Here is a 24,409-nt window from a genome sequence, read left to right as displayed (position 1 = left end):
GACGGGGGTGGCGACGTGGATCTCCAGGTAGGCGGTGCCGCTGGCCTGGTGGCGCTTGCGCACGGCCTCGCGGCTGTCGGCGTACGGCGCGATGACGGGGACGAGCACCTTGACGCCGTTGCGCGCCAGCAGGTCGGCGAGGAAGCCGATGCGCTGCACGTTGGTGTGCCGGTCCTCGCGGCTGAAGCCGAGGCCCGCCGTGAGGAACTCGCGGATCTCGTCGCCGTCGAGCACCTCGACGAGGTGGCCCTCCTCGCGCAGCCGCCCGGCCAGCTCGTACGCGATGGTGGTCTTGCCCGCGCTCGGCAGCCCGGTGAGCCAGATCGTGGCTCCGGTCACTTGGTTCTCCTGGTTCTGCGGAATCTTCGCCATGGTCAGCCGTGCAGCCCGCACTCGGTCTTGGCGCGGCCCGCCCAGCGGCCGGCGCGCGCGTCCTCGCCCTCCAGCACCCGCCGGGTGCACGGGGCGCAGCCCACGGAGGCGTAGCCGTCCATCAGCAGCGGGTTGGTGAGGACCCCGTGCTCGGCGACGTACGCGTCCACGTCGTCCTGCGTCCAGCGGGCGATCGGGGAGACCTTCACCTTGCGGCGCCTGGCGTCCCAGCCGACGACCGGGGTGCCCGCCCGGGTCGGGGACTCGTCGCGGCGCAGGCCCGTGGCCCAGGCGGCGTACTTGGTCAGCCCCTCCTCCAGCGGCCTGACCTTGCGCAGCGCGCAGCACAGGTCGGGGTCGCGGTCGTGCAGCCGCGGGCCGTACTCGGCGTCCTGCTCGGCCACCGTCTGACGCGGGGTCAGCGTGATGACGTTGACGTCCATCACGGCCTCGACCGCGTCGCGGGTGCCGATGGTCTCGGGGAAGTGGTAGCCGGTGTCGAGGAACACCACGTCCACGCCGGGCAGGGCGCGGGACGCCAGGTGGGCCACCACCGCGTCCTCCATCGAGGAGGTCACGCAGAACTCCTTGCCGAAGGTGTCGGCGGCCCACTGCAGGATCTCCGGTGCGGAGGCGTCCTCCAGGTCGCGGCCCGCCCGCTCGGCGAGGGCCTTGAGCTCGGCCTCCCGCTCGGTGAGGCCGTCCTCCCGGCCGCTCCCGGACGCTTCGGGTGTCGCCGTCCGAACGGTCGTCATCTCTCGTCCCCTCCGCTCTCGGTGCGCTGGAGCCCCCGGGACAGCAGCCCCAGGAACTTCAGCTGGAAGGCTCGGTTGCACGCTGCGCATTCCCAGGCCCCTCCCCCACGCTCGGCTCCGCTCGCGCGGGGGGACCCCCATCCCTGTTCGCTCGGCCGCAGGTCCTCGTCGCCGCAGTACGGGCAGTAGAAGGGCGCCGCACGCTCGCTCATGACAGGGCTTCCTCGGAGGCCCGCGAAGCCCAGGCGGCGAAGCGCTCGCCGTCCTCGCGCTCCTCCTGGAAGCGCTTCAGGACCCGCTCGATGTAGTCCGGCAGCTCCTCGGAGGTGACCTTCAGACCGCGGACCTTGCGGCCGAAGCCGGCCTGAAGGCCGAGCGCGCCCCCCAGGTGCACCTGGAAGCCCTCGACCTGCTCGCCCCGGTCGTCGACGACCAGCTGGCCCTTGAGGCCGATGTCGGCGGTCTGGATGCGGGCGCAGGCGTTCGGGCAGCCGTTGATGTTGATGCTGATCGGCTCGTCGAAGTCCGGCAGGCGGCGCTCCAGTTCGTCGATGAGCGAGGCGCCGCGCGCCTTGGTCTCGACGATGGCCAGCTTGCAGAACTCGATGCCGGTGCAGGCCAGGGTGGAGCGGCGGAACGGCGAGGGGTTCACCTGCAAGTCCAGCGCCTCCAGGCCGGCCACGAGCGAGTCGACCTGGTCCCGCTCCACGTCGAGGATGATCATCTTCTGCTCGACGGTGGTGTTGAGCCGGTCGGAGCCGTGGGCGGCGGCCAGTTCCGCGATCTTGGTCAGGGTGGTGCCGTCGACGCGGCCGACGCGCGGGGCGAAGCCCACGTAGTAGCGGCCGTCGCGCTGCCTGTGGACGCCGACGTGGTCGCGCCACCGGGAGACGGGTTCGTCGGGCGCGGGGCCGTCGACGAGCTTGCGGTGGAGGTACTCGTCCTCCAGCACCCGGCGGAACTTCTCCGGGCCCCAGTCGGCCATCAGGAACTTCAGCCGGGCCCGGTTGCGCAGCCGCCGGTAGCCGTAGTCGCGGAAGATGCCGACGACTCCGGCCCAGACGTCCGCGACCTCGTCCAGCGGCACCCAGGTGCCGAGGCGCTGGGCCAGCTTGGGGTTGGTGGACAGGCCGCCGCCGACCCAGAGGTCGAAGCCGGGGCCGTGCTCGGGGTGGACCACGCCGACGAACGCCACGTCGTTGATCTCGTGGACGACGTCCTGCACGGGGGAGCCGGAGACGGCCGTCTTGAACTTGCGCGGCAGGTTGGAGAACTCCTTGCTGCCGATGTAGCGCCGGTGGATCTCGTCCACGGCCGGGGTGCCGTCGATGATCTCGTCCGCGGCGATGCCCGCCACGGGGGAGCCGATGATGACACGCGGGCAGTCCCCGCACGCCTCGGTCGTGGACAGCCCGACGGCCTCCAGCTTCTCCCAGATCGCCGGCACGTCCTCGATGCGCACCCAGTGCAGCTGGATGTTCTGCCGGTCGGTGATGTCCGCGGTGCCGCGCGCGTACGTCTCGGAGACCTCGCCGATGGCGCGCAGCTGGGCGACGGTCAGCCGGCCGCCGTCGACGCGGACGCGCAGCATGAAGTACTCGTCGTCCAGCTCCTCCGGCTCCAGGACCGCGGTCTTGCCGCCGTCGATCCCGGGCCTGCGCTGGGTGTACAGACCCCACCAGCGCATCCGGCCGCGCAGGTCGTTGGGGTCGATCGAGTCGAAACCGCGCTTGGAGTAGATCGTCTCAATGCGTGTCCGCACATTGAGACCGTCGTCGTCCTTCTTGAACTGCTCGTTGCCGTTGAGCGGCGTGAAGTGCCCTGCGGCCCACTGGCCCTCACCACGGTGACGGCTCACCTTGCGGCGGGGCGCTGCGGCGGGGTTCTGCGGGGTGGCGGCCATGGGTTCTACGTCCTTCGGGACAGGCGGGCAAGCGGCTCTGGCCTGCGATGACGGCCGCATGTGTCCACATGCGGGCATACGTGCGCGTCATTGCGCGGGCAGGGCGGAAAGGAAGGGGGATCGGCGGTGCTGCGGCTCGTCAGCCCGCCGGACAGATGGCGCTGGACATGCGGCCGAGGTCGACGTGCCGCCGACTCACCAAGGCAATTCCAGTTCCAGGCATGACGGAAGCGTGTCACGCGGGTTCCGCGACAGTCCACCATCGTCCGTGATGCGGACAACTCTGTCCCGACTGATGAGACGAAGTGGCCTTGATCACGTTTCGCGGCTTCGGAGAGGGGTCCGCGGGTCCCCGCCGCGGAGGCCGCCCGGGCGAGGCGCCCGCCTCCGTGCCGGAGAGGCGGCTCAGCCGGCCGTCGCGCCCGGCCACGGCCCGGGAGCCGGTGCCTCCGGCTCCTCCTCGACCCTGGTGTCGAAGACCTTGAAGCCCCGGCGCAGGTAGTTGTCCATCGCGTGCTCGCCGTCCCTGCTGCACGTGTGCAGCCACACCCGCCGCGTCGGCTCCCGCCCCGGCACCCGGGAGGCCAGGTCCCAGGCGCGCGCGACCCCGTACGACAGCAGGTGGCCGCCGATCCGCCGGCCGCGGAAGGCGGGTATCAGCCCGAAGTAGACGATCTCCACGGCCCCCTCGTCCTGTGCCTGGAGCTCCACGTACCCGGCCGGGGTGCCCCGGTCGTACGCCACCCAGGTCTCCGTGCCCGGCCGGTTCAGGTACTCCCGCCACTGCGCGTAGGTCCAGCCGAGCCGGTCGGTCCAGTGGATGTCGCCGCCGACCGACGCGTACAGGAAGCGGCTGAACTCCGGCGAGGGCACCTCGGCGCGGACGACGCGGACGTCGCCGGCGGGCGCGGCGGCGGACCGCAGATCGGCGGGGGAGCTCTGCTCGAGCGACCAGGTGGTGACGGTGATGCTGCTCATGCACGCCAGGGAATCACGGTGCCTGATCCCGCTCCGAGCCCGCCCCGGCCCGCGCGGATCACTCCAACGTGCCGTCGAGGTCGGCCAGCGGCACGGAGAAGAGCACACGGGCGGCCCCGGACCCCGCGGGCGGGCCGGTGCCGGGGTCGCGCACGCCCGTGAGAGACCACACCTCGCCGGTCTCCTGCCAGTACGACATCGACCCGGTGGCGGCGCCCCAGCAGTCGTGCGCCTCGTCCTCGCCGCACGTCGCGGCCTTCGCGCCGCTCCCGTCCTGCCGCCACACGGTCCCGTGCCCGGCCCCGTCGTCCGGCGCCTGGCCCAGATACCAGTCCGCCTTCTCGGCGCCGCCCGGCCGGTACGACAGCAGGCCGCGTACGCCGGTGGCCCCGGTCTCGTACACCTCCGTCGCGTCCGCGTACCCGTCCGCGTCCAGGCGGAGCAGGCCGGTCCGGTCGGGGGCGTCGCTGAGGTCGTAGCGCCACAGGCGGGCGTGGCGCGTGCTGTCCGCGGGGACCCGCTCGGCGGCGACCAGGCTGTGCGGCGTCGAGGTGCGGTCCAGGGAGATCGGGCCGGTGCAGGGCGTCCCGCCGTCGGCGGCCGGGTCGCACGCGCCGCCGGTCAGGCGGTACGAGGCGACCGCCGGCATCACGTACCGGTAGCGGTGCGCCGACCAGCCCTCGTCGGTCCGCCCGACCGCGTCGCCGAGCACGTCGGCGCGCAGGATGCGGTCCATGTCGTACACGTACAGGGCGGTGCGGCCGCCGTCGCCGTCCGAGGCGGTGACGAGCAGCTTGTCCTGGTACCAGACCATGCCGTCCAGACGGGAGGTCAGCTTCCGGTAGTCGCTGCCGCCGTCCACGGGCACCACCAGCAGCACCCAGCGGTAGCGGAGCCGCCCGGGGTCGCCCGCGTCGACGAAGGCGACCCGCGCCAGGCCCCGGTCGGCCTCGGGGGTGTCCGGCCGCTCGTCGTGCGTCCAGCCCGCGAGGACCACCCGGTTGGCGCCCCACATGCCGTCCTCGTCGGCGTCCCCCGAGGTGGTCACCGAGCGCGGCAGCCAGCGCGGGTCGGTGGCGTCGCCGGTCTCCCAGCAGTACGCGCGGGCGGCCGACGGCGCGGCGGGCAGCGCCCCGGTCTCGTCGGCCGTGCAGTCGGTCCCGCCGCGCAGGGTGTGGTTGGCGTCGGCCAGCACCGCGTCCACGCCCACCGGCGCGCCCATCTCCGCGCTCAGCCGGTCCAGGGAGCTCTCGGGCACGGGGTCCTCCCGCAGCCGCAGCTCCGCGATGTCGGCGGCCGAGGTGCGCGCGGTGAGGAAGCCGGGGCTGTCGCTGCCCGCGGCCTGCGAGGTGGTGATGAGGGCCGCGGCGCCGGTCAGCGCCAGGGCCGTGCCGGCCAGGGCGGCCCGCAGCGCACGGCCGGTCCGCTTGCGCCGGTGCCTGCCTCGCTGCCTCATGCGTCCTCCCGTGGTACGCGGTCAACGTCCCCACTGATTCCGGACGTTGCGCCGGAGGAGTGGGCGCGGGGAGCCGTGCGTTGGATGGTACGCCAGAGGCGCCGCTGTCCGGCCCCGTACCGGGGAAAACCGTGAAATCGCACGAGGACGTGCCGAGGCGTCCGGCGGCGGGCCGGTCAGTCGCCGGCGCGCGTTCCGGCCAGCGCCGGGGCGGTCGAGTGGGGCAGCAGGTCGCAGGGGTCGTCCGGGAGGAGGACCTGCACCTCGCTCTGTTCGCAGAAACGATACGGCCGGTGTTCGAGGAAGCCTCCCAGATAACGCCGCACACGGGACATCTCCGCCCGTACCGTCACCGTGCGCGCCGGGTCGCCGAACAGGTCCTCGGCCAGCGCGGCGGCGCTGCGCCCCTCGGGGTGCCGGGCGAGCAGGTACAGCAGCTCCGCGTGGCGCGGGGTCAGCTCGTGCGTCCAGGTGCCCGCCTCGCCCGCCACGGTCACCGTCCAGCGGCGCGGCTGCCCGAGGTCCAGCACGATGCGGGCGGTGCCGCGCGGCTCGGGCCGGTCGGTGACGCGCACCAGCCAGCCGCCCGGCAGCGGCTCCAGGGAGCACGGGCCCAGGGACGGCAGCCAGACCGGGCCGGGCGCGGGCGACCCGGGCAGCGCCAGGCGGTCCAGGTGCGGCATCCCGGTGACCGCCGCGGTCCAGCCGTAGGCGTCCACGGCCAGGGCGCGGCCGCCGACCCGGGCCAGCATGGGCGCCGCCACCGAGCGCAGCCGCTCCAGCGCCGCCCGGTGCCGCTCGCGCAGTCCGGCCTCGGCGAGCTTGGCCACCGAGTTCACCCAGGGCAGCGTCGCCGGGTGCATGCTCTCCAGCGGGCCGCTGACGTCGACGACGCCGATCAGCCGGTTGTCGCGCGGATCGGTGATCGGGGCGCCCGAGCAGGTCCACGAGGACAGCCGGCGCGAGAAGTGCTCGGAGGCGAAGACCTGCACGGGGCGGCGGATCACCGCCGGCGTGCCTATGCCGTTCGTGCCGGCGACCTTCTCGCCCCAGTCGGCGCCGATCGCGAAGCCCAGCCGGTCGGCGCTGCGCAGGACGGACGGGTTGCCCTCGCGCCACAGCACCAGGCCGTCGGCGTCCGCGACGACCAGGATGTGGTGCGCCACGTCCGCCACGGACAGCAGGTTCTCGCGCAGCACCGGCAGGACGTGGCGCAGCGGGGAGGCTTGGCGGCGCCGTTCGAGCTCGTCCCGGCCGAGCAGCGGGACGCCGACGGCGTGCTCGGGGTCCAGGCCCTCCCTCAGCATCCGGCCCCAGGACTCGCCGATCACCTGGCGGGGGGCGATCCTGACGCGCCGGCCGGCGAGGGTGGCGCTGCGGACCTCGCTGAGGACCCGCGCCGCGCGCGCGTGGTCCACCGCGGCGAGCCGTGTCACGTCTATCGGCGCGTGCAAGTGGGTCCTCCCGAGGGCTGAGCGGACGGCGGCTCCCCGGCCCGCTCCCGGTCGCGGGCCCGAGGCCCTTACTGACTGCACGTTCATTCTGCGGGGTGCTGCGGGCCGAGGGGACGGATCCGCTCACGGGACGGGGATTTCCTGAATCTCACGCGGTGCTTCGCGCCGTTGCAACCCCCTGCAACCCTGGTGGACCGCCGTTCGATGGCCAAAACTTGGCGCTGCGCCGCGCGAGCGGCGCACGTGGGCCGCCACGCGGTCCTACGAGCGGGGGTGGTGCCGTGTCGGCGCAGCACCACCCCCGCGCGTGTGCTCCGCGGGGCACGGGGGAAGGGACGACCGGGCACCATGGGGCCGGTGCCCGTTCCCGGCCGGGACCCGTTCCCGGGCGAGCCGCCCCTCGGGCCGCGCCGTCCGGCGCCGCGCCGCGGACCGCACACGCCCGGCACGCAAGTGTCCGGATTCCGTCGTCCGGGGGAGATCCCCGGCGGGCCCGCGCGCGGACGAGACCGCCGGGCCGGCCCGGACGCCCGGCCCCCGGGACGAGCCGCCCGCCGCACCGGCCGGACCGCGCGGCGTTCTCCCGGAGGGCCCCGGGCCGGGCTGTCCGCCCGCCGCCGCGCCGCGCCGTGCCGTGCCCGGGGAGGGGGAGCTACGCCACCGGCCGCGCCCGCTCCACCAGGGACGCCAGGTGCAGGGTGTGGGGCAGGGTGCCGAAGGCCGTGCCCCAGTCGCCGCCCAGGCGGGAGGCGCAGAAGGCGTCGGCCACCTCCGGTGGCGCGTACCGCACGAGCAGGGAGCCCTGCAGGACCAGGGCCAGCCGCTCCACCACGCGCCGGGCGCGGGCCTCGACGCCGTCCAGGTCGGCCAGCTCGGTCAGCAGGTTCTTGATCGCGACGTCCAGGCGGTGGTCGGCGCCGCGGGCCCGCCCCACCTCCCGCAGGAACGCGTCGAGCGCCCCCGGCTCGCGCTGCAGTGCGCGCAGCACGTCCAGCGCCTGGACGTTGCCCGCGCCCTCCCAGATCGAGTTCAGCGGAGACTCGCGCAGCAGTCGCGGCATGCCGGACTCCTCGACGTAGCCGTTGCCGCCCAGGCACTCGGCGGCCTCGGTGGCCAGGGGCGTGCAGCGCTTGGTCACCCAGTACTTCGCGGCCGGCACGGCCAGCCGCAGGAACGCCCGCTCGGACTCGCTCCCGTCGTCGTAGGCGGCCGCCAGGCGCATCGCCAGGGTGGTGGCCGCCTCGGACTCCAGTGCCAGGTCCGCCAGGACGTTGCGCATCAGCGGCTTGTCGACGAGCCTGCCGCCGAACGCCTCGCGGTACGTGCAGTGGTGGATCGCCTGCGCGACCGCCTGGCGCATCAGCGACGCCGAACCCAGCACGCAGTCGAGGCGGGTCGCCGCGACCATCTCGATGATGGTGCGCACCCCGCGGCCCTCCTCTCCCACGCGCCGCGCCCAGGTGCCGTCGAACTCGACCTCGGCGGAGGCGTTGGAGCGGTTGCCGAGCTTGTCCTTCAGTCGCTGCAGGCGCAGCACGTTGCGGGTGCCGTCCTCCAGGACGCGCGGCACCAGGAAGCAGGTCAGCCCCCCGGGCGCCTGCGCCAGGACGAGGAAGCCGTCGGACATGGGCGCCGACATGAACCACTTGTGGCCCGTCAGCGCGTAGGCGCCGTCCTCGGCGAGCGGCCGTGCCGCGGTCGTGTTGGCCCGTACGTCGCTGCCGCCCTGCTTCTCGGTCATGCCCATGCCGAAGATGGCGCCCGGCTTCTGCGCGGCGGGCCGCAGCCCCGGGTCGTAGACCATGGACGTCAGGCGCGGCTCCCACTCGGCCGCGAGGGCGGGGTCGGTGCGCAGCGCGGGCACCGCCGCGTGCGTCATCGACAGCGGGCAGCCGTTGCCCGCCTCGACCTGCGTCCAGATCAGGAACCCGGCCGCGCGCCGCAGGTGCCCGCCCGGACGCGTCCAGGCCGCCGTGAGCCCGGCCGACACGCCCTTGCCCAGCAGCCGGTGCCACGAGGGGTGGTACTCGACCTCGTCGATCCTGTTCCCGTAGCGGTCGTGCGTGCGCAGCCCGGGCGGGTTCTCGTTGGCCAGCACCCCCCATTCCTGCACCTGGGCCGAGCCGGCCGTGGTCCCGAAACCCGACAGCTCGGAGCGCGCCTCGTCCAGCAGTGCCGCGTCCAGGTGCCGCTCGACCGCCTCGACGAGGACCCGGTCGGCCGTGAAGACGTCATATCCGACCAGGGGCGGTACCTGGTTGGTCACTTCATGGGTGCTGGTTGCCATGCTGGGGAACTTACCCTCCGATCGGCGGCGGTCACCTGGTCCGCGGAGCGGGCCGGTGACCGCGTCGCCGACGTGGCTCAGGCCGACCGTGAGACGGTCGCCAGCTCAGCCGAGTCGAGCACCTCCTCGCCGTACAGGTCCTGCAGCCAGTTGGTCTGGTAGATCGTGTCCAGGTAGCGCTCCCCGAGGTCCGGCGAGATGGCCACCGCCGTCAGCTCACGGCCCGGGTCGTGCCGCTCGAGCCACTCCGTGGCCGCGCTGACCACCGTGCCGGTGGAGCCGCCGAACAGGAAGCCGCGCCGGGCCAGCCGGTGGCAGGCGCGGATGGCGTCGGCCTCCTCGACGTGGATCACCTCGTCGATGTACGACTCGTCCAGCAGGGCGGGCCGCACGCTGGTGCCCAGGCCCGGGATCATCCGGCGGCCCGGCGGGGTGCCGAACGTCACCGAGCCGACGCTGTCCACGGCCACGATCCGCACCCGGCGGCGGTGCCGCTCCCAGAACCAGCGGGCGCAGCCCATCAGCGTCCCCGTGGTGCCGGCCCCCACGAACAGCACGTCGAGGTCGGGGAACTGCCGGGCGATGGCCGGCGCGGTGGTGCCGTAGTGCGCCTTCCAGTTGTGCGGGTTGCTGTGCTGGTTCAGCGACACGTACCGGTCGTCGGACGCGCACAGCGCCTCCACGTACGCGAGGCGTGCGCCGAGGAACCCCCCGCTGATGTGCGGTTCCGACACGATGTGCACCTGGCTCCCCAGTGCCTCCATCAGCCGCCGGGCCGACAGGTTGCAGCGGGAGTCCGTGACGCACAGGAACTGGTATCCCTTGCTGGCCGCGATCGTGGCCAGTGCCACTCCCAGGTTGCCGGAGGACGACTCCACCAGGATCGAGCGGGGCGTCAGGACGCCCGCCCGCTCGGCGGCGTTCACCATCTCGGCCGCGGCCTTGAGTTTGATCGAACCGGCGAAGTTGAAACCCTCGCACTTCAGGTAGAGCGACTGGTCGAAGATCGGCCGCAGGTCGACGTAGAGCGACTCCTCGTTGAAGTCCTGCGGAATGCGGATGACTGGCAAGATGGCCCCCTCATCTGTGCAAGCGGTGCGATGGACCGCTCAGCCGTAGCGGCGCAGCTCGTGGAAGAAGTCGTCGACGACGTGCAGCTCGCCGGAGCGGGCCACCTCGTCGTGGACGAACTTGCCGACCGCGAGGTCGAGCACGCCGAGACCGAAGGGCGAGAACACCAGCGGCCGGTCCGCCGGCAACGTCACCCTCCCGGCCAGCACGTCGTCCAACGTGCCGTTCAGGAAGTCGCGGCTCCCCGTGAGCCGCTCCGCCAGGTGGGGCGAGGTCTCGGCCTTCAGGCAGTGCTCGACGTCGTCCACGACGTTCGCCGAGGCGAGCAGGATCTCGGGCGCGAGATCCCGCAGTGACACATGCAGCACCAGCGGGTTGTGCGCGAACCACGACACGTCGTGGACGTGCGGTTCCCCGGCGACCGTGGCGAAGACCACCAGGTCGCTGGAGCGGATCAGCTCCTCTGCGCTGTCGTGCACGGTGATCCGGCCGTCGGCGCCGGACGTCTGGAGGTAGCCGCGGAAGCCGGCGGCGCTCTCGGCGGACAGGTCGTGCACGCCGATCCCGTCGAACGACCAGCCGGTCGCGGCCAGGAAGGTGTGGATGTACCGGGCGATCAGGCCCGTGCCGAAGAACCCGACGCGGGCCGGACGCTCCCCGCCGCGGGCCCGGCTGAGCCGGTCCGCCGCCAGGGCCGCCGACGCGGCCGTCCGGGTCGCGCTGATGATGGAGCTCTCCAGGCAGGCGAACGGGTAGCCCGTGTCGTGGTCGTTGAGGATCAGCACGGCCGACGCCCGCGGGATGCCCGACGCCACGTTCTCCGGGAAGCTGGAGATCCACTTCAGGCCGTCCACCCGGACCTCCCCGCCGATGGAGGCGGGCAGCGCGATGATCCGCGAGGTCGGGCGGTCGGGGAACCGCAGGAAGTACGACGGCGGGTTCACCGAGTCGCCGGCCCCGTGCAGCCGGTACACGGTCTCCACGAGCTCCACGATCCGGGGCTCCTGCCCCCGCAGCGCCCGCTGCACCTGGGCCCCGGAGATCACGGAGAACGGCGGCACGGTGCGCGCCCCGGCCGTCTCCCGTGCGGAGTGGGTCGTCGTCATCGGGCGGTCACCTCGATCGTCGGGGAGCAGTCGGCCAGGCGCACCGGGTCCGTCATGCCGACCAGCACCTCGCGCGGCCCCTCGAAGGCCTCGCGGCTGTGCGCGGTGCGGACGTTGTCGACGAGCATCAGGTCGCCCGCCTGCCACGGCTCGCGGGCCGTGCGGGACTCGTACACCTTGTTCAGCAGTTCCACGACGTCCTGGCCGATCGGGTCGCCGTTGCCGAAGCGGGTGTTGAACGGCAGGCCGTCCGCGCCGTACATGTCGATCAGGTACTCGCGGACCTCCGGGTCCATGGTCCACTCGCTGAGGAACGCCACCTGGTTGAACCAGCACGGCGTGCCGGTGACCGGGTGGTGCACCACCGCGCTGCGGCGCTGCCGGGTGAGCAGGCCGCCGTCGGGCTGCCAGGCGAACTCGATGGCGTTGGCGCGGCAGTAGCTCTCCACCGCCGAGCGGTCGTCGGTGCCGAAGGACTCGGCGACCGACGCGCCGATCTCGTCGTTGTAGCTGCGGGTGAGCAGCCAGCCCTCCCGGCGGAACCGCTCGGCCAGCTCGGGCGGCAGCTCGGACAGGACGGCGGCCGCGTCGGCCACCCCGGTCGCCCCGCCCTCGGCGGGCGGGGTCAGGCAGGCGAACATCAGCAGGCCCGGGAACTCCAGGGTGTAGCTCAGCTCGTGGTGCATGCACATCGGCTGGTTCGGCGGCCACTTCGCCGAGGAGTAGACGCCGTCGGCGTAGGTGCGCCGGGGCGCGAAGGCCTCCTTGCCGGTCATCAGGCCGCCCGCCAGGTGGCGGAAGACGGCGGTGATCTCCGCGACGTCACCGAGTCCGAGGCCGCGCACCAGCACCGAGCCGTGCTCGGCGACGACGGCGCGCAGCGCGGACCGGTGTTCGGTCACCCAGCCCACCGCGTCATGGCCGGCGCCGACCTGCAGCAGGGGTGGCCTGCCCGGTCGCAGCTCCGGTCGGAGCGCCGGCGCCGAGGACGACGCCTGCCTGCCGCTGGGGAATGAGGACGACAACGTGTTGTTCCCTTCTCTCGTTGCGCTTCGTGCTTCTCGTGCCTCGCGCCGCTTCAGGACGAAGGGGCGGAGGGGTCGGCCGCGCGCAGGACGACCCGGGCCGCTTCGGCCGGCCGCGTGCGCGGGAAGTAGTGACCGCCGTCGGCGAGTTCGCACACGTCGACGTGGTCGGCGAGCAGGAGCCACTCCCGGTGCCGGTCCGCGGCCCTGGCGGTGTGCGTGTCGTCGGCGGCGAGGACCACCGTGACCGGCGCCGACAGCCGGTCGGCCGGCGGCCGGTCCAGCAGCTCGGCGAGGTGGCGGTGGGCGGAGACGCAGTCGTGGCGGTAGGCGGCGCCGATGTGCGCCAGGTGCCGCTCGTCCAGCTCGTCGAGGCCTTCGAGGCCGTCGTCGGCGCTCAGCCGGGCGGCGATCTCCGCGTCGGACAGCCCGGACAGCTCCGCCACCGCGGCCCGCCGCTCGGCGGCCGTGCCCAGCAGCTGCGCCCCGAGGAACACCCGGTCCACCGCCGTGCCCCGCTCCTGGAGGCGCCGCGCGGTCTCCAGGGCGAGCGCCGCGCCCGAGGAGTGGCCCCACAGCAGCACGCCGGTGAGACCGCGCCGGGCGATCTCCGCGGCGGCCCGCTCGGCGACCCGCTCCAGCGGCGCGAAGGCGCCCTCGTCGTCCAGGTCGTGCCCGGGCAGCTCCACCGCGTACACGGCGAGCCCGCTGTCGCGCAGCGCGTCCGCCATCGGCCGGAAGTTCACCGCGTTGCCGCCGGCGGGCGGGAAGCACACCAGCGTCCCGCGCGGCGCCCCCGGCGGGACCGACAGCTCCTGGAGCAGCCCGGAGTCCGCGTCCGCCGCGCCGTGCGCCGCCGCCTCGTCCGCGTCGCCGGCCGTCCCGTCGAGCAGTCCCGCGAGGTCGGCCAGGACCGGGCGCCGGGTGACGTCCTTCAGCGACACCGCGCGGTCCAGGGCGACCGCGAGCCGCACCGCCGACAGGGAGTTGCCGCCCCGGTCGAAGAAGTGGTCGTGCCGGCCGATCCTCTCCTCCGGCAGGCCGAGCACCTTCGCCCAGGCCGCCGCGAGCCGCTTCTCGGCCGGGGTGGCGGGCGCGGCGTACTCCGCCTCGGCCGAGCCCAGTTCCGCGGCGAGCGCCGTCAGGGCCTTCTTGTCGATCTTGCTGTTGGCGGTGAGCGGCAGCTCCTCGCGCCAGTGGAACGCCGCCGGCACCATGTACGAGGGCAGGGACGCGCCCAGCCGCTCGCGCAGGACGTCGGCCTCCAGCTCCTTCGGCCCCGCGTAGAAGGCCACCAGCTGCTTGCCGCCGCCCTCCTGCCCGGCGACCACCACGGCGCCGTCGCGGACGCCGTCCACCCGCAGCAGGGTGTTCTCGATCTCGCCGATCTCGATGCGGAACCCGCGGATCTTCACCTGGGCGTCCCGGCGGCCGAGGAACTCCAGCTTGCCGTCGGGCCGCCAGCGCCCGTGGTCGCCGCTGCGGTACAGCCGGCGGCCCGTGCGGTGCGGGTCGGCCACGAACGCCGCCCGTGTGCGCTCCGGGTCGTTGACGTAGCCGCGGCCGACGCACACCCCGGAGAAGACGATCTCGCCGGGCGCGCCCAGCGGCACCAGCCCGAGCCCCTCGTCCACCACGTAGACGTGCACGTTGTTCACGGCGCGGCCCAGCGGGACCCGGTCGCCCTGTGGCGCCCGGTCCATCACCTCGTGGTTGGTGTCGTCCGAGGTCTCGGTCAGTCCGTAGGCGTTGACCAGCTTCACCTTCGGCCGGACCGCGAACCAGCGCTGCGCCAGCTCCCGCTTCAGCGCCTCGCCGGTGACCGACACGCAGCGCAGGTCCGGCAGCAGCCGCGGATGGCGCTCCAGGTAGGACAGCACCACTTCCAGGTACGAGGGCACCACCTGGACCACCGCGGCCCGGCCGTCGGCGATCCGGTCCACGAACCGCTCCACGTCCAGGACCGCGTCCTGCTCCACCAGCAGCGTCCGGCCGCCCACCAGGAGCGCCGCGACCAGCTGCCACAGCGAGATGTCGAAGCACTGGGGCGCGGTCTGGGCGACCGTGTCCCCCTCGCCGATCCCCAGGTCGTCGATCTTGGCGTAGAGGTGGTTGAGCATCCCCGCGTGCTCGCACATCGCGCCCTTGGGCTCACCCGTGGAGCCGGAGGTGAAGTAGATGTACGCGAGCTGGTTGGGCGCGACCCGCACGCCCAGGTCGTCGTCCGCGTGACCCTCCTCGTACGCGGTGCCGACCAGCACCCTGTCCACCTCGGGCAGCTTCTCCAGCGCCTCGTCCAGGGTGGCCGTGGAGCCGGGCTCGGTCAGCGCGACGCGGCAGCCGGCCCGCCCGAGCGTGGCGGCGATGCGGTCGGCCGGGAAGTGCGGCTCGACGGGCAGGTAGGCCCCGCCGGCCTTGAACACCGCGAGCACGCAGGCCATCCAGTCCAGGTTCCGCTCCGTGACCACCGCGACGACGTCCTCGTGGCCCAGGCCGCGGGCGAGCAGGGCCCGTCCGATCCGGTTGGCGCGGCCGTTGAGCTCGCGGTAGGTCCACTCCCGGCCGCCCTGCACGGCGGCCACGGCGTCCGGGTGCTCGCGCACCCGCTCCTCGAACAGCTCGTGCATCCGCCGGGGCGGCAGCTCCCGGACGGGGCCGGCCAGCTCCTCCAGCTGGAAGCGGGTCTCGCGGTCGGAGAGCAGGCTGCGCGCTCCGTGCGCGGCGTCCGGCTCGGCGGCGATCCGGCCCAGGGCGGTCAGGTGGTAGCCCGCGATCCGGTCGGCGTACGCGGTGTCCAGCACGTCCGTGCGGAACCGCAGGCGCAGCGCGAAGCCGTCGCCGCGGCCGCGCACGCCGACGCGCAGCACGGTGCCTCCGGTGGGCTCGCCGCCGACGCCGTAGGGGTCCAGGACCGTCTCGTACGGCGGGGCGGTGAGGCCCAGTTCGCGGCCCAGCTCGCCGACCGGGAAGTCCTTGTGGGCCCGCGTCCCGTCGGCCGCCCGGTGGGCGGCGTCGAGGAGCGAGCGCCAGGGGCCCGGCTCGACCGGCACCCGGCAGGGCAGTGCCGGGCCGCCCCGCTCGGCGACCAGCCCGACCGTCACCTCCTGTTCGCCGCAGAGCGCGGACAGCACCTTGGCGTGCGCGGCCAGCAGCACCGCGGCCGGCGGCACGCCCTGCGCCTCGGCCAGCCGGCGCAGCCGCGCCACGAGGTCGTCCGGGATCGCCGTCTCGTACTCGGCGACGCCGGGCACCGGGCCCGAGGTCCACCGCGGCACGGCGGTGCGCCCGCCGGCGAGCAGGACGTCGTGCCAGTACGCGCGGTCCGGTGTGGTGGTCGTGGTGGTCGTGCTCATCGGGTCCTCCCCCCGGCGGCGGGCGTCCGCTCCACCGCTGTGTGCCATTCGGTGGCCGGGTTGCCGCCCCAGTGGGCCCCCGCCGGTACCTGCTCGCCCTTCATCAGGAAGGAGTCCGGGGCCAGTACGGCGCCGTCGCCCATGGTCACGCCGTAGTGCACGAGCGATCCGATGCCGAGCGTGCAGCGGGCGCCGACCGTGATGTGGTCGGACTTGAACGTGCCGTCCTCCTGCGAGTGCGCCTGGATCTTGGCGCCCGCGTTCAGGGTGGTGTCGTCGCCCACGGCGACCAGCGTCCGCTCCGTCATGTAGGAGCCGTCGTCGAAGACCCGGCGGCCCATGCGCACCCCGAGCATCCGCCAGACCAGGCTCTTGAACGGGGTGCCGTTGAACGCGTTGAGGTAATCGTCCGGCACCTTCCACAGGCGCTCGTGCCGCCAGAAGTACGGGTCGTAGATGGAGCACAGCCGCGGCCGCAGCGGCTTGAACCGCAGGATGACCCGTTCGATCAGCACGAAGTAGCAGACGGTGAACACCAGGGTCAGCGCCAGGTAGCCGGCGGCCACCAGGGGCCCGGCCGTCTCGTAGGTGTCGAGGGCGGCCATGCCGAGCACGGTCAGCGCGAAGACGTGCGCCCAGCGCAGGACGAGGAAGACGCCCATCGTGGCGAGGTTGTGGCGGTTCTTGGCCGCCAGTCGGCGGCGCAGTTCGTCACCGGTGCGGTAGTGGTCGAAGCGGGTGTCGCGCTCCACCGTGCGCGGGACCTCGAAGGGCGGCGAGCCGAGCAGCCCCACCCCGGTGCGGACCTCGCCGTCCAGCGGCACCATCACCTTGGTGGCCAGCAGGCAGTCGTCGCCCGTGCGGCCGCCCGCCGGGTACGCGATGTGGTTGCCCAGGAAGTTGTGCGCCCCGATGGAGGTCTGCGAGACCCGGAACGAGGTGCTGGAGTACTCCGCGTTCATGATCGACAAGCCGTCGGCGACCATGGTCCCGCTGCCGACGGAGACCAGGTACGGCGACTCGTGCTTGACCTCGGTACCGAAGTTCGACCCGGTCTGCTCGACCTTGTTCAGGTTGTAACCGAGCGTGCTCAGGTAGGGGACGATGTAGCTGCTGTCGCCGAACAGCCACCGGAAGAACTTGTTGTTGGTCATGCCGGCGGCGCGGCGGTGCAGCGAGTAGTGGAAGCCGTACAGCGGATAGACCCGCTCGGGGCGGATCACCAGCTTCACCAGCCGGGGCACCGTGAAGAGCACGACGAGGCCCACCAGGCCGAGGCCGAAGAACAGCACGAGCGACAGGACCAGCGCGTCGAGGTACAGCGCGGCCGAGGCGAGGTTCGTCGTGCCCGGGGCCAGCAGTCCGCCCAGCGCCGGGACCTCGGTCACCAGCATGTACGCGCCGCCGATGGTCAGCGGCAGGCCCAGCAGGAGCAGTTGCAGCACGGTGGCGGCGGCGTAGCCGGCGCGGCGCAGCGTGCCGCAGCGCGCGGGCTCGACCCGCAGGTGGTTCACGTCGGTGCGCTGCGCCGGGGAGCCGTGCCAGTGCTGGCCGGCCGGGACGGCCTCGCCGCACTGCAGGGCGGAGGCGTGGCCGAGCTGGGCGCCGTCGCCCATCGAGGTGCGGATGTCCAGGACGGTGTTCTCGCCGACGAACACGTCGCGGCCCAGGGTGACCGGGCCGGTCTGGATGCGGCCGGCGTGCGCCCGGTAGCAGAAGATGATCGCGTCCTTGCGGATCACCGTGTTGTCGCCGATCGTCAGCAGGTCGGTGCAGACCGGGGTGGTGCGGGTCAGGATCGTGACGTTGCGGCCGATGCGGGCGCCCAGCGCGCGCAGGTACCACACGTACAGCGGGTTGCCGATGAACAGGATCATCGGGTTGGCGTGCACCAGCACCTTGACGGTCCAGAAGCGCAGGTAGGCGGCGCCCCAGACGGGGAACTCGGTCTCCTTCCAGCGCCCGACCAGGATCCACTTGGCCGCGATCGGGAAGACGCACACGCCGACGAACAGGCCGCCGCCGAAGACCGCCGCCCGCCGGTAGAGGCCGAGCAGCCCCGTCCCCTGGGAGACCCAGTCGAAGCCCCGGGCGGTGACCAGGCCGGCCAGGGCGCAGTAGAGGAGGAAGACCAGGGCCTGGAACACGCCGCACAGCACGTACCGCGCGGTGCTCCCGGGCGGTGGCTGCTCGGCGGGGCCGATCGTGGCGGGCGGCCGGGTCCGGGACGGCTCGGGCCGGTCGAGCGCCGCGGCCAGGCCGCGGATCGTCGGGTGCCGGTAGACGTCCTTCATGGACACCGACGGCAGGTCGTCCCGCTTCCTGACCCGGGCGCAGAAGTGGGCCATCGTCAGCGAGTTGGCGCCGAGGTCGTCGAAGAAGTGGCTGTCGGCCGGCACCCGCTCCGTCCGCACGACCTCGGCCAGTAACTGTGCGAGCAGCCTCTCGGTGTCCGAGACGGGCTCTGCCTCGGCGCCCGCGAGCGGGCCGGCGTACCCGGCTCCGGCGCCCGCGGGTCCCGCCAGCTCGGCTGTCGAGACGTCGCCTGCTTCTGCCACCTCATCAGCTCCTCGTGGATATGTCGTCATATCAGTGGATCAATCAGTTGCAATGGGTATTCGGTCGGACTCAGGTTCTGGATTGCATCTGCCGCGGGCAATTTCCGGCCTGGCTCAGGGCCCCTGGGACCGGGCCGGGCGGCTCCGGCCGCCGCGCGGACGGGGCGATGGCGCGGGCCCGGAACGTGCCGGAGCGGGCGGGGCGTACGGCGTTCGACCGGACGGACACGCCGCTCCGGTGGGCCGATACGCGGGGCCGGGGAGCGGCGGAGCGCGCCGCGTCCGCGTCGCCGGGCGTCTCCGCGGGAACGTCCCGCGCGGGCCGGGGGGTCGCGCCGGCGGCCGGATCCGGAAGGGGCCCCGCGGCCCGCGCGGCCGCCGTCCGGGGCGCCCGGAGCCGGGCGCCGCCGCCGGGCGCCGTGCCGGCGGGGGCCGGAAGCACGCCGAGCGGTGCGGGGCCGGGGGTCGCGCGCACGCCGGTGGTACGGGACCCGGGACGGCCGCCGGCCGCCACGGGACGGCCGGGGAGAAGGGGGCGCCACGGCGGGCGCACGGCTTGCATGGGTGTCGACGACCTCGGCAGTCGGGTGTTGACGGAAGGGAACACGCTGGAGGAGCGGCCGCGGTCGCTGATCGCGGACCTGCACACAGAAGTGGGCATGTGTGATCACATGCCGGTGGGACGGCGTCGTCGCCGTCAGCGGGCGCGTCTGTTCCCGGTCTTTCTGCCGCCGAGCGCGTCGTCGAAGTGCGGTCCGTCGAGGACCGCCCGGTGAGCGAGCATGAACATGAAAATCTCCGGAGCGGGATATGCGAGGCAATCCCGCCCGCCGGTCAGGCAATACTGCAGGGCAGCGTGGTGCGCGCGCACCGGACATCGAACCGGGCGTGCGGCACCGGTTGCGGAGGCAGTGCGGAACGACGGATGTGGCTGAATTTCGAATCTACAGAATTGCAGAGACTGCAAGGCGCGGATGGGCAAGCGGCCGGACTCGCGAAGTGGTCGGCTTCCAAGGGGTCGGGTCCAGGACATCCCCTGAGTCGCAGCGCGCCCGCGTCCTCCTTCCCCCGTTCGACATCCGGCACCGGTAAAGGACGGAAACCATGTGCCGGGTCAGGTGGACTGGGCTCCTCCTCCGCGGCATGTGCGGAGGAGAATACAATCGGATTCTTCTGCATGCCCGTTCAACGGGTCAAGGGCAGAATGGCTTTTGTCCTTTTCTCATTGTTCGCGGTTCTGTCCCCGCGCATCGTCACCCGTCCCTGGCCCCTGCCTCACCGGGAACTGTTCGCAGAGTCAGCAGAACCGCAATTGTCAGTTCCGTTTCCCTCTACACCGAACCGTGAGGCGATGCCTGGTGGGTGAGTGGACAAGCCATGGCCGAAAACACCTCCGATCATTTTCGACGGTTTCTGATGCGTTGTTTTTCGTTTTCTTATTGATTACGCAGGCGATCGCCCGCTTGCTGTCGCGAACGGGCACCGGTTTCGCACGGGCCGCCCGCCGGACGGCCGCCGCGGAGGCGTCCCCCCGTGCCCCGCCGCCCGGCGGCTCCGGCGCCCGGGGGCGCCGGGCGGTGAGGGGCGCGCCCCGTGGCAGATACCTTTATGGCGTGCAGCCAGCGAGAACATCACCCGAGAGCCCGTCCGGCCGTCTCCACCGCGCCCGCGCGCTGTACCGGAACGTCTCGAAGCGCAGGACCGCCTGGCTGCTGCTGAAGGACACGGTCAACTCGTGCATGGAGTACCGGATCCTGGGCCTGGCGGCCGAGGCCGCCTTCTTCACCCTGCTGTCCGTGCCGCCCCTGCTGCTCAGCATGATCGGCCTGCTCGGCTACGTCGACGACTGGACCGGCGCGGACACCATCCAGAGCCTGCAGAACAACCTCCTGCACGCCTCCCGCACGGTCCTCTCCGACCGGGGCGTCACCCAGATCGCACAGCCGATCCTCGACGACGTGATGAAGGGCGGCCGGCCCGACGTCATCTCGATCGGCTTCCTGTTCGCCCTGTGGTCGGGCTCGCGCGCGGTGAACGTCTTCATCGACACCATCACCGTGATGTACGGCCTCGACGGGGTGCGGGGCATCGTCGCGACCCGGCTGATGGCGTTCCTGCTGTTCATCGTGGCGCTGCTGATCGGCTCGGTCGCGCTGCCGCTGATGGTCGCGGGCCCGGACGCGGTGGTGGACATCCTGCCGTGGTCCACGACGGTCGTGCAGATCCTGTACTGGCCCGTCGTGATCGTGCTGTCCATCGTCTTCCTGACGACCCTCTACCACGTGTCGGTGCCGGTGCGCTCGCCCTGGGTCGAGGACGTGCCGGGCGCCCTGGTGGCGCTCGCCATGTGGGTCCTCGGCAGCTTCCTGCTGCGCATCTACCTCACCAACACCGTCGAGGGGCCCACGATCTACGGCTCGCTGGCCGCGCCCGTGGCCGTACTGCTGTGGATCGGCGTCTCGGCGTTCGCGGTGCTGGTCGGGGCCGCGGTCAACGCCGCCATCGACCGCGTCTGGCCCGCCGCCGCGACGGCCGCCGCCCGCGCCGCCAACGAGCGGGCGCGCGAGGAGCAGGCCGCCGAGTACGTGGCCCGGATGACCGCGGCCCGCACCCACGATCCCGAGGACCCCGACATGCCCTCCGAGTTCCCGGAGCGCTGGTCGCGTTTCCTGCCCCCCGAGGACGTCACCTCCCGGCTGCGCACCCACGCGAAGCACGCGCAGGCCAAGGGGGAGCGGACCAAGGACGCGCGGGACGGGGGCGGACGGTCCGCGGACGAGCCGGGCGGGGGCGCGCGGGCGGGCGGTCCAGGGGCGAGCGGGAACGGGAACGGGGACGGGCCGCCGCCGGGCCTCTGAGACGGCGGGACCCGGCGACGCGCCGACGGCGCGCCGGGGGCGGGGTCCGGCGGGGCGGCGCACGGAGCACGGGCGGTACGCGCCGGGGCGGCGGCCGCCCCCGCGGAGTCCCGGTGGCCGCGGCCGCCCGCAGCGCACGGCGTACCCTTCCTCGCGTGGACGCGGTCGGTGAGAACTCCCCGGCGGACGGCGGCGGGTACGCGGAACGGCCGTCCCGGGTGCCGGGCGCGGTCGTGTGGACCAACGTCCCAGCCGCTCCCGCGGCGCGGCCCGTCCTGCCCGACGGGTGCATGGACCTGCTGTGGACCGAGGGGCGGCTGATGGTCGCGGGCCCGGACACCCGGGCCCACCTCCCCGAGGGCCCGGCCACGCGCTGGGCGGGCGTCCGCTTCTTCCCCGGCACCGCGCCCGCCTACCTGGGCGTGCCCGCGCACGAACTGCGCGACCGGCGCGTCGACCTGGCCGACCTGTGGCCCGCGGACCGGGTGCGGCGCCTGACCGCCCGCGTCGACGCCGCCGTCGGCCCCGCGGCCGCGCTGGAGGAGCTGGCGCTGGACCGGGCCGCCCGCGCGGACCCGCCCGACCCGCTGCTCCGCGCGATCGTCCGGGGCCTGGAGGCGGGCCGTCCGGTCGCGGCGGTCGCGGACGGCCTGGGACTCGGCGCGCGCACGCTGCACCGCCGCTCGCTGGCCGCCTTCGGCTACGGCCCCAAGACGCTCGGCCGGGTGCTGCGGCTCCAGCGGGCGCTCGCGCTGGTCCGGTCCGGGGTGCCCGCGGCACGGACGGCGGCCCGCGCGGGCTACGCCGACCAGGCCCACTTCGCCCGTGACGTACGGGACCTGACGGGGATGCCGCTCGGCACGCTGCTGGGCCGGTAGCCCCGGCGGGCCGCTGGGTCGCCGGGCGCCGGACCGAGCCGCCGGACTATCCGGCCGGCAGGGCGGCGAAGAGGTCGACGCCGTTGCCGTCCGGGTCGTGCACCACCGCGTACCGCATGCCCCAGGCGGCGTCCCACGGCTTGAGCTCCCCGTGGTGGCCGGCCCCCACCAGCTCCGCGTACACGGCGTCGACGTCGGCGGGGCTGTCGCAGGCGAAGGCCAGCGAGGTCCGGCCGCCGCCCGCCGGGGGCCGCCACGCGGGGTGGAAGGAGCGGACGGTGTCCTCGGTGTCGAGCGCCAGGCGCAGCCCGCCGGGCAGTCCGGCCTCGACGTGCGGCTGCCGCTCGGCGCCCTCGGGGAACACGAGGCCGAGGCGGCGGTAGAAGGCGAGCGAGGCGGCCAGGTCGGAGACGACCAGGCCGATCACGGCGAATCGTGGAGTCATACGGCGACCGTAGGACGGCACCGGCGCGGAGGTCTTGAAGGAATCGGACACCTCGGCGGGGCACGGCCGGCGGCGGGCCGGTGCCGGCGGCCCGGTCGGCGTGCGGTCATGGGGACAGGTGGGGGAGCGGGGGCGGAGACAGGTGCGGGGACGGAGGTGGGCGCCCCTAGTGCCGTGACCGGAAGGGTTCACCGGCTCACGACGCCCGGCACGGCACTCCCCCTGGCTCTTCGAGCAGGGGGGACCCCCACGCCGCGTTGTCGGAGCCACCCGAGTACGTCCCGGTACGAGGGTGGTCCTCCGCCTCGCGACGCACCGCACCGGACGCCGCGAGCCCACGGCAGACCTTTCCGGCCACGGCACTAGCCGCACGCGCGCGCCCGGCCGTACGGGAGCGGCCCCGTGCTCGCCCGTTCCACCAGGCACGTCGACAGCTCCGTACGGGTGCCCTCGAAGTGCTCGCCCGCCATCATGCGCACCAGCAGGCGCAGGGCCGTCGCGGCCATCTCCGACAGGGGCGGGCGGACGGTGGTGAGCGCGGGCCTGGCCCAGCGCGCCTCCGGCAGGTCGTCGAAGCCCACCACGCTGACGTCCTCGGGCACCCGCAGCCCCCGCCGGGCGGCCGCCTCGTACACCCCGAGGGCCGTCCGGTCCGAGCAGGCGAAGAAGGCGGTGGGCGGTTCCGGCAGGTCCAGCAGGTCCAGCGCGCCGCGACAGGCCCCGGCCTCGCCGGGGTCCCCGTACCGCACGTACTCGGGCCGGTGCCGGACCCCGGCCGCCGCGAGCGCCGAGCGGTAGCCCGCCACGCGCGCGCCGCCGCGCATCCGGTGGCGGTGCCCCGCGACCACCGCGATGCGCTCGTGCCCCAGTGCGAGCAGGTGCTCGGTGGCCGTCAGCCCGCCGTGCCAGTCCGCCGCGCCCACCGACACCACGCCGGGCGGCGGCCGGCGCACCGGGTCGACGAGGACGAACGGCACGCCGTGCCGCGCCAGCCAGGCGTACTGCCGCGGGTCCGGCCCGAGGAGGTGGAACAGCACTCCGCGCGAGCCGCGCGCGGCCAGCCGGTCCAGCCAGTCGCGCCCGTCCGGTCCGCCGGACCCGCCGCGCCCGCCCGGACGGCCGGTTCCCCCGGGCCCGCCCGGCCCGTCGACCGTCCCCGCCGCCCCGGTGGTCCCCGCCGTCCCGGCCGTCCCTGGCGTCCCCGGCGGGTTCACCGACACCACCACCTCGAGGCCCGCCTCGCGCGCCGCCTCCTCCACGCCGTGCAGCACCGCGCCCGAGCGGGAGCTGACCGCCGAAGGCACGACGAGGTCGACCAGCGCGGGCGGCCGCAGCGCGTCGTGGCGGGGTCTGCGCACGTAGCCGAGCCGGTCGAGCGCCTCGGTGACCCGGCGGCGCGTCTCCGGCGCCACGTCCGCGCGCCCGTTGACCACCTTCGACGCCGTCGGCACCGACACACCGGCCGCCCGCGCCACGACCGCGAGGGTCGGTCCGGCCGTGCCCGGCGTACGCACCATGAGCCCACCTCTCCGGCCCCGTCCCGCGGGCCTGCACAACGGCGGAACGGCCGTGGTCGTACGGCGGCGGTACGACCGTGTAGAAAGCGCTTCCTCCGGTCGTCCCATACAGTACGGCCGGGCCGACGCGGCACGGAAGAGCGCGGAGCGCGCCGCCGGGACCCCAGGGACGGCCGGGGCCCGGCGGGAGGAGGGGGCGGCGTGCGCCCGGCGGCGCTCCCGTGGCGGTCCGGCCGCGTGCCCGGCCGCGTCCGTCGCGGTGCCGTCGCGGCGCCCGGGCGGCGCTGCGGCGGTGAGCCGGCCGCGCAGTCATGATCCACTGGGTACCGGGCCGGGCCCCCGGACGGCCGGGGACCCGTCGTGCCCCGTCGCACGGCGCGCCGCGGTGCGACG

Annotated in this window: 18 protein-coding genes; 2 read left to right on the top strand and 16 right to left on the bottom strand. The window is 74.0% G+C overall.

Annotated elements, in window-relative coordinates; all coding sequences use genetic code 11:
- From IE271_RS32405 to IE271_RS32345, 14 genes are all read right to left on the bottom strand, one after another.
- Nucleotides 1-372, bottom strand: a 372-nt coding sequence (locus IE271_RS32405) for an adenylyl-sulfate kinase (RefSeq protein WP_190194064.1), incomplete at its 3' end; no start/stop codon positions are given.
- A 2-nt stretch (nt 373-374) separates the two neighbouring features.
- The gene (locus tag IE271_RS32400; protein ID WP_190194063.1) at nt 375-1,127 is read right to left on the bottom strand and encodes a phosphoadenylyl-sulfate reductase; all 753 of its coding nucleotides are present in this window, start codon (nt 1,125-1,127) and stop codon (nt 375-377) included.
- Nucleotides 1,124-1,339, bottom strand: coding sequence for a hypothetical protein (locus tag IE271_RS32395; RefSeq protein WP_190194062.1), 216 nt, complete (start codon nt 1,337-1,339; stop codon nt 1,124-1,126). Before IE271_RS32395 ends, IE271_RS32400 begins: the two co-directional genes overlap by 4 nt.
- Nucleotides 1,336-3,030 carry a nitrite/sulfite reductase gene (locus IE271_RS32390; protein WP_190194061.1) on the bottom strand — a complete coding sequence of 565 codons (1,695 nt, stop codon included), beginning with the start codon at nt 3,028-3,030 and terminating at the stop codon, nt 1,336-1,338. The genes IE271_RS32395 and IE271_RS32390 overlap by 4 nt, the downstream gene beginning before the upstream one ends.
- Nucleotides 3,031-3,169: 139 nt before the next feature.
- Nucleotides 3,170-3,253: a putative leader peptide gene (locus IE271_RS44065; protein ID WP_316248393.1), complete on the bottom strand. Its 84-nt coding sequence runs from the start codon at nt 3,251-3,253 to the stop codon at nt 3,170-3,172.
- 182 nt (nt 3,254-3,435) lie between these two features.
- Nucleotides 3,436-4,008 carry a GNAT family N-acetyltransferase gene (locus IE271_RS32385; protein WP_190194060.1) on the bottom strand — a complete coding sequence of 191 codons (573 nt, stop codon included), beginning with the start codon at nt 4,006-4,008 and terminating at the stop codon, nt 3,436-3,438.
- A 58-nt stretch (nt 4,009-4,066) separates the two neighbouring features.
- Nucleotides 4,067-5,464 carry a hypothetical protein gene (locus tag IE271_RS32380; protein ID WP_190194059.1) on the bottom strand — a complete coding sequence of 466 codons (1,398 nt, stop codon included), beginning with the start codon at nt 5,462-5,464 and terminating at the stop codon, nt 4,067-4,069.
- Between the two features lie 176 nt (nt 5,465-5,640).
- A complete protein-coding gene (locus tag IE271_RS32375) occupies nt 5,641-6,918 on the bottom strand; it encodes a GAF domain-containing protein (protein WP_229919693.1) in 1,278 nt (425 codons plus the stop codon).
- 652 nt (nt 6,919-7,570) lie between these two features.
- Nucleotides 7,571-9,205 (bottom strand): acyl-CoA dehydrogenase family protein, encoded by a 1,635-nt coding sequence (locus IE271_RS32370; protein ID WP_190194057.1) that lies wholly within the window; start codon nt 9,203-9,205, stop codon nt 7,571-7,573.
- A 77-nt stretch (nt 9,206-9,282) separates the two neighbouring features.
- Nucleotides 9,283-10,275, bottom strand: a complete 993-nt coding sequence (sbnA, locus tag IE271_RS32365) for a 2,3-diaminopropionate biosynthesis protein SbnA (RefSeq protein WP_190194056.1) — start codon at nt 10,273-10,275, stop codon at nt 9,283-9,285.
- Nucleotides 10,276-10,314: 39 nt separating this feature from the next.
- Nucleotides 10,315-11,382: a 2,3-diaminopropionate biosynthesis protein SbnB gene (gene sbnB / locus IE271_RS32360; RefSeq protein ID WP_190194055.1), complete on the bottom strand. Its 1,068-nt coding sequence runs from the start codon at nt 11,380-11,382 to the stop codon at nt 10,315-10,317.
- Nucleotides 11,379-12,344 (bottom strand): TauD/TfdA family dioxygenase, encoded by a 966-nt coding sequence (locus IE271_RS32355; protein ID WP_373308877.1) that lies wholly within the window; start codon nt 12,342-12,344, stop codon nt 11,379-11,381. Before IE271_RS32355 ends, sbnB begins: the two co-directional genes overlap by 4 nt.
- 116 nt (nt 12,345-12,460) lie before the next feature.
- Nucleotides 12,461-15,760, bottom strand: a complete 3,300-nt coding sequence (locus IE271_RS32350; protein WP_190194053.1) for a non-ribosomal peptide synthetase — start codon at nt 15,758-15,760, stop codon at nt 12,461-12,463.
- Nucleotides 15,757-18,348 carry a Pls/PosA family non-ribosomal peptide synthetase gene (locus tag IE271_RS32345; protein ID WP_190194052.1) on the bottom strand — a complete coding sequence of 864 codons (2,592 nt, stop codon included), beginning with the start codon at nt 18,346-18,348 and terminating at the stop codon, nt 15,757-15,759. The genes IE271_RS32350 and IE271_RS32345 overlap by 4 nt, the downstream gene beginning before the upstream one ends.
- Before the next feature lie 1,583 nt (nt 18,349-19,931).
- On the opposite strand from IE271_RS32345, the gene IE271_RS32340 reads away from it, so the two are divergent.
- A complete protein-coding gene (locus IE271_RS32340) occupies nt 19,932-21,176 on the top strand; it encodes a YihY/virulence factor BrkB family protein (RefSeq protein WP_229919692.1) in 1,245 nt (414 codons plus the stop codon).
- 155 nt (nt 21,177-21,331) lie between these two features.
- Nucleotides 21,332-22,054: a helix-turn-helix transcriptional regulator gene (locus tag IE271_RS32335; RefSeq protein WP_190194051.1), complete on the top strand. Its 723-nt coding sequence runs from the start codon at nt 21,332-21,334 to the stop codon at nt 22,052-22,054.
- 46 nt (nt 22,055-22,100) lie between these two features.
- Here IE271_RS32335 and IE271_RS32330 read toward each other — a convergent pair whose 3' ends face one another.
- Both IE271_RS32330 and IE271_RS32325 read right to left on the bottom strand, forming a co-directional pair.
- Complete coding sequence (locus tag IE271_RS32330) at nt 22,101-22,499, bottom strand: VOC family protein (RefSeq protein ID WP_190194050.1); 399 nt, start codon at nt 22,497-22,499, stop codon at nt 22,101-22,103.
- 362 nt (nt 22,500-22,861) lie between these two features.
- Nucleotides 22,862-24,016, bottom strand: coding sequence for a LacI family DNA-binding transcriptional regulator (locus tag IE271_RS32325; protein ID WP_190194049.1), 1,155 nt, complete (start codon nt 24,014-24,016; stop codon nt 22,862-22,864).
- Between the last annotated feature and the right edge of the window lie 393 nt (nt 24,017-24,409).

Source organism: Streptomyces minutiscleroticus, from assembly GCF_014650875.1.
Lineage (GTDB): Bacteria > Actinomycetota > Actinomycetes > Streptomycetales > Streptomycetaceae > Streptomyces > Streptomyces minutiscleroticus.
The sequence above is the reverse complement of the archived record's forward strand: the minus strand, read 5'-3'. Positions and strand labels throughout refer to the sequence as shown.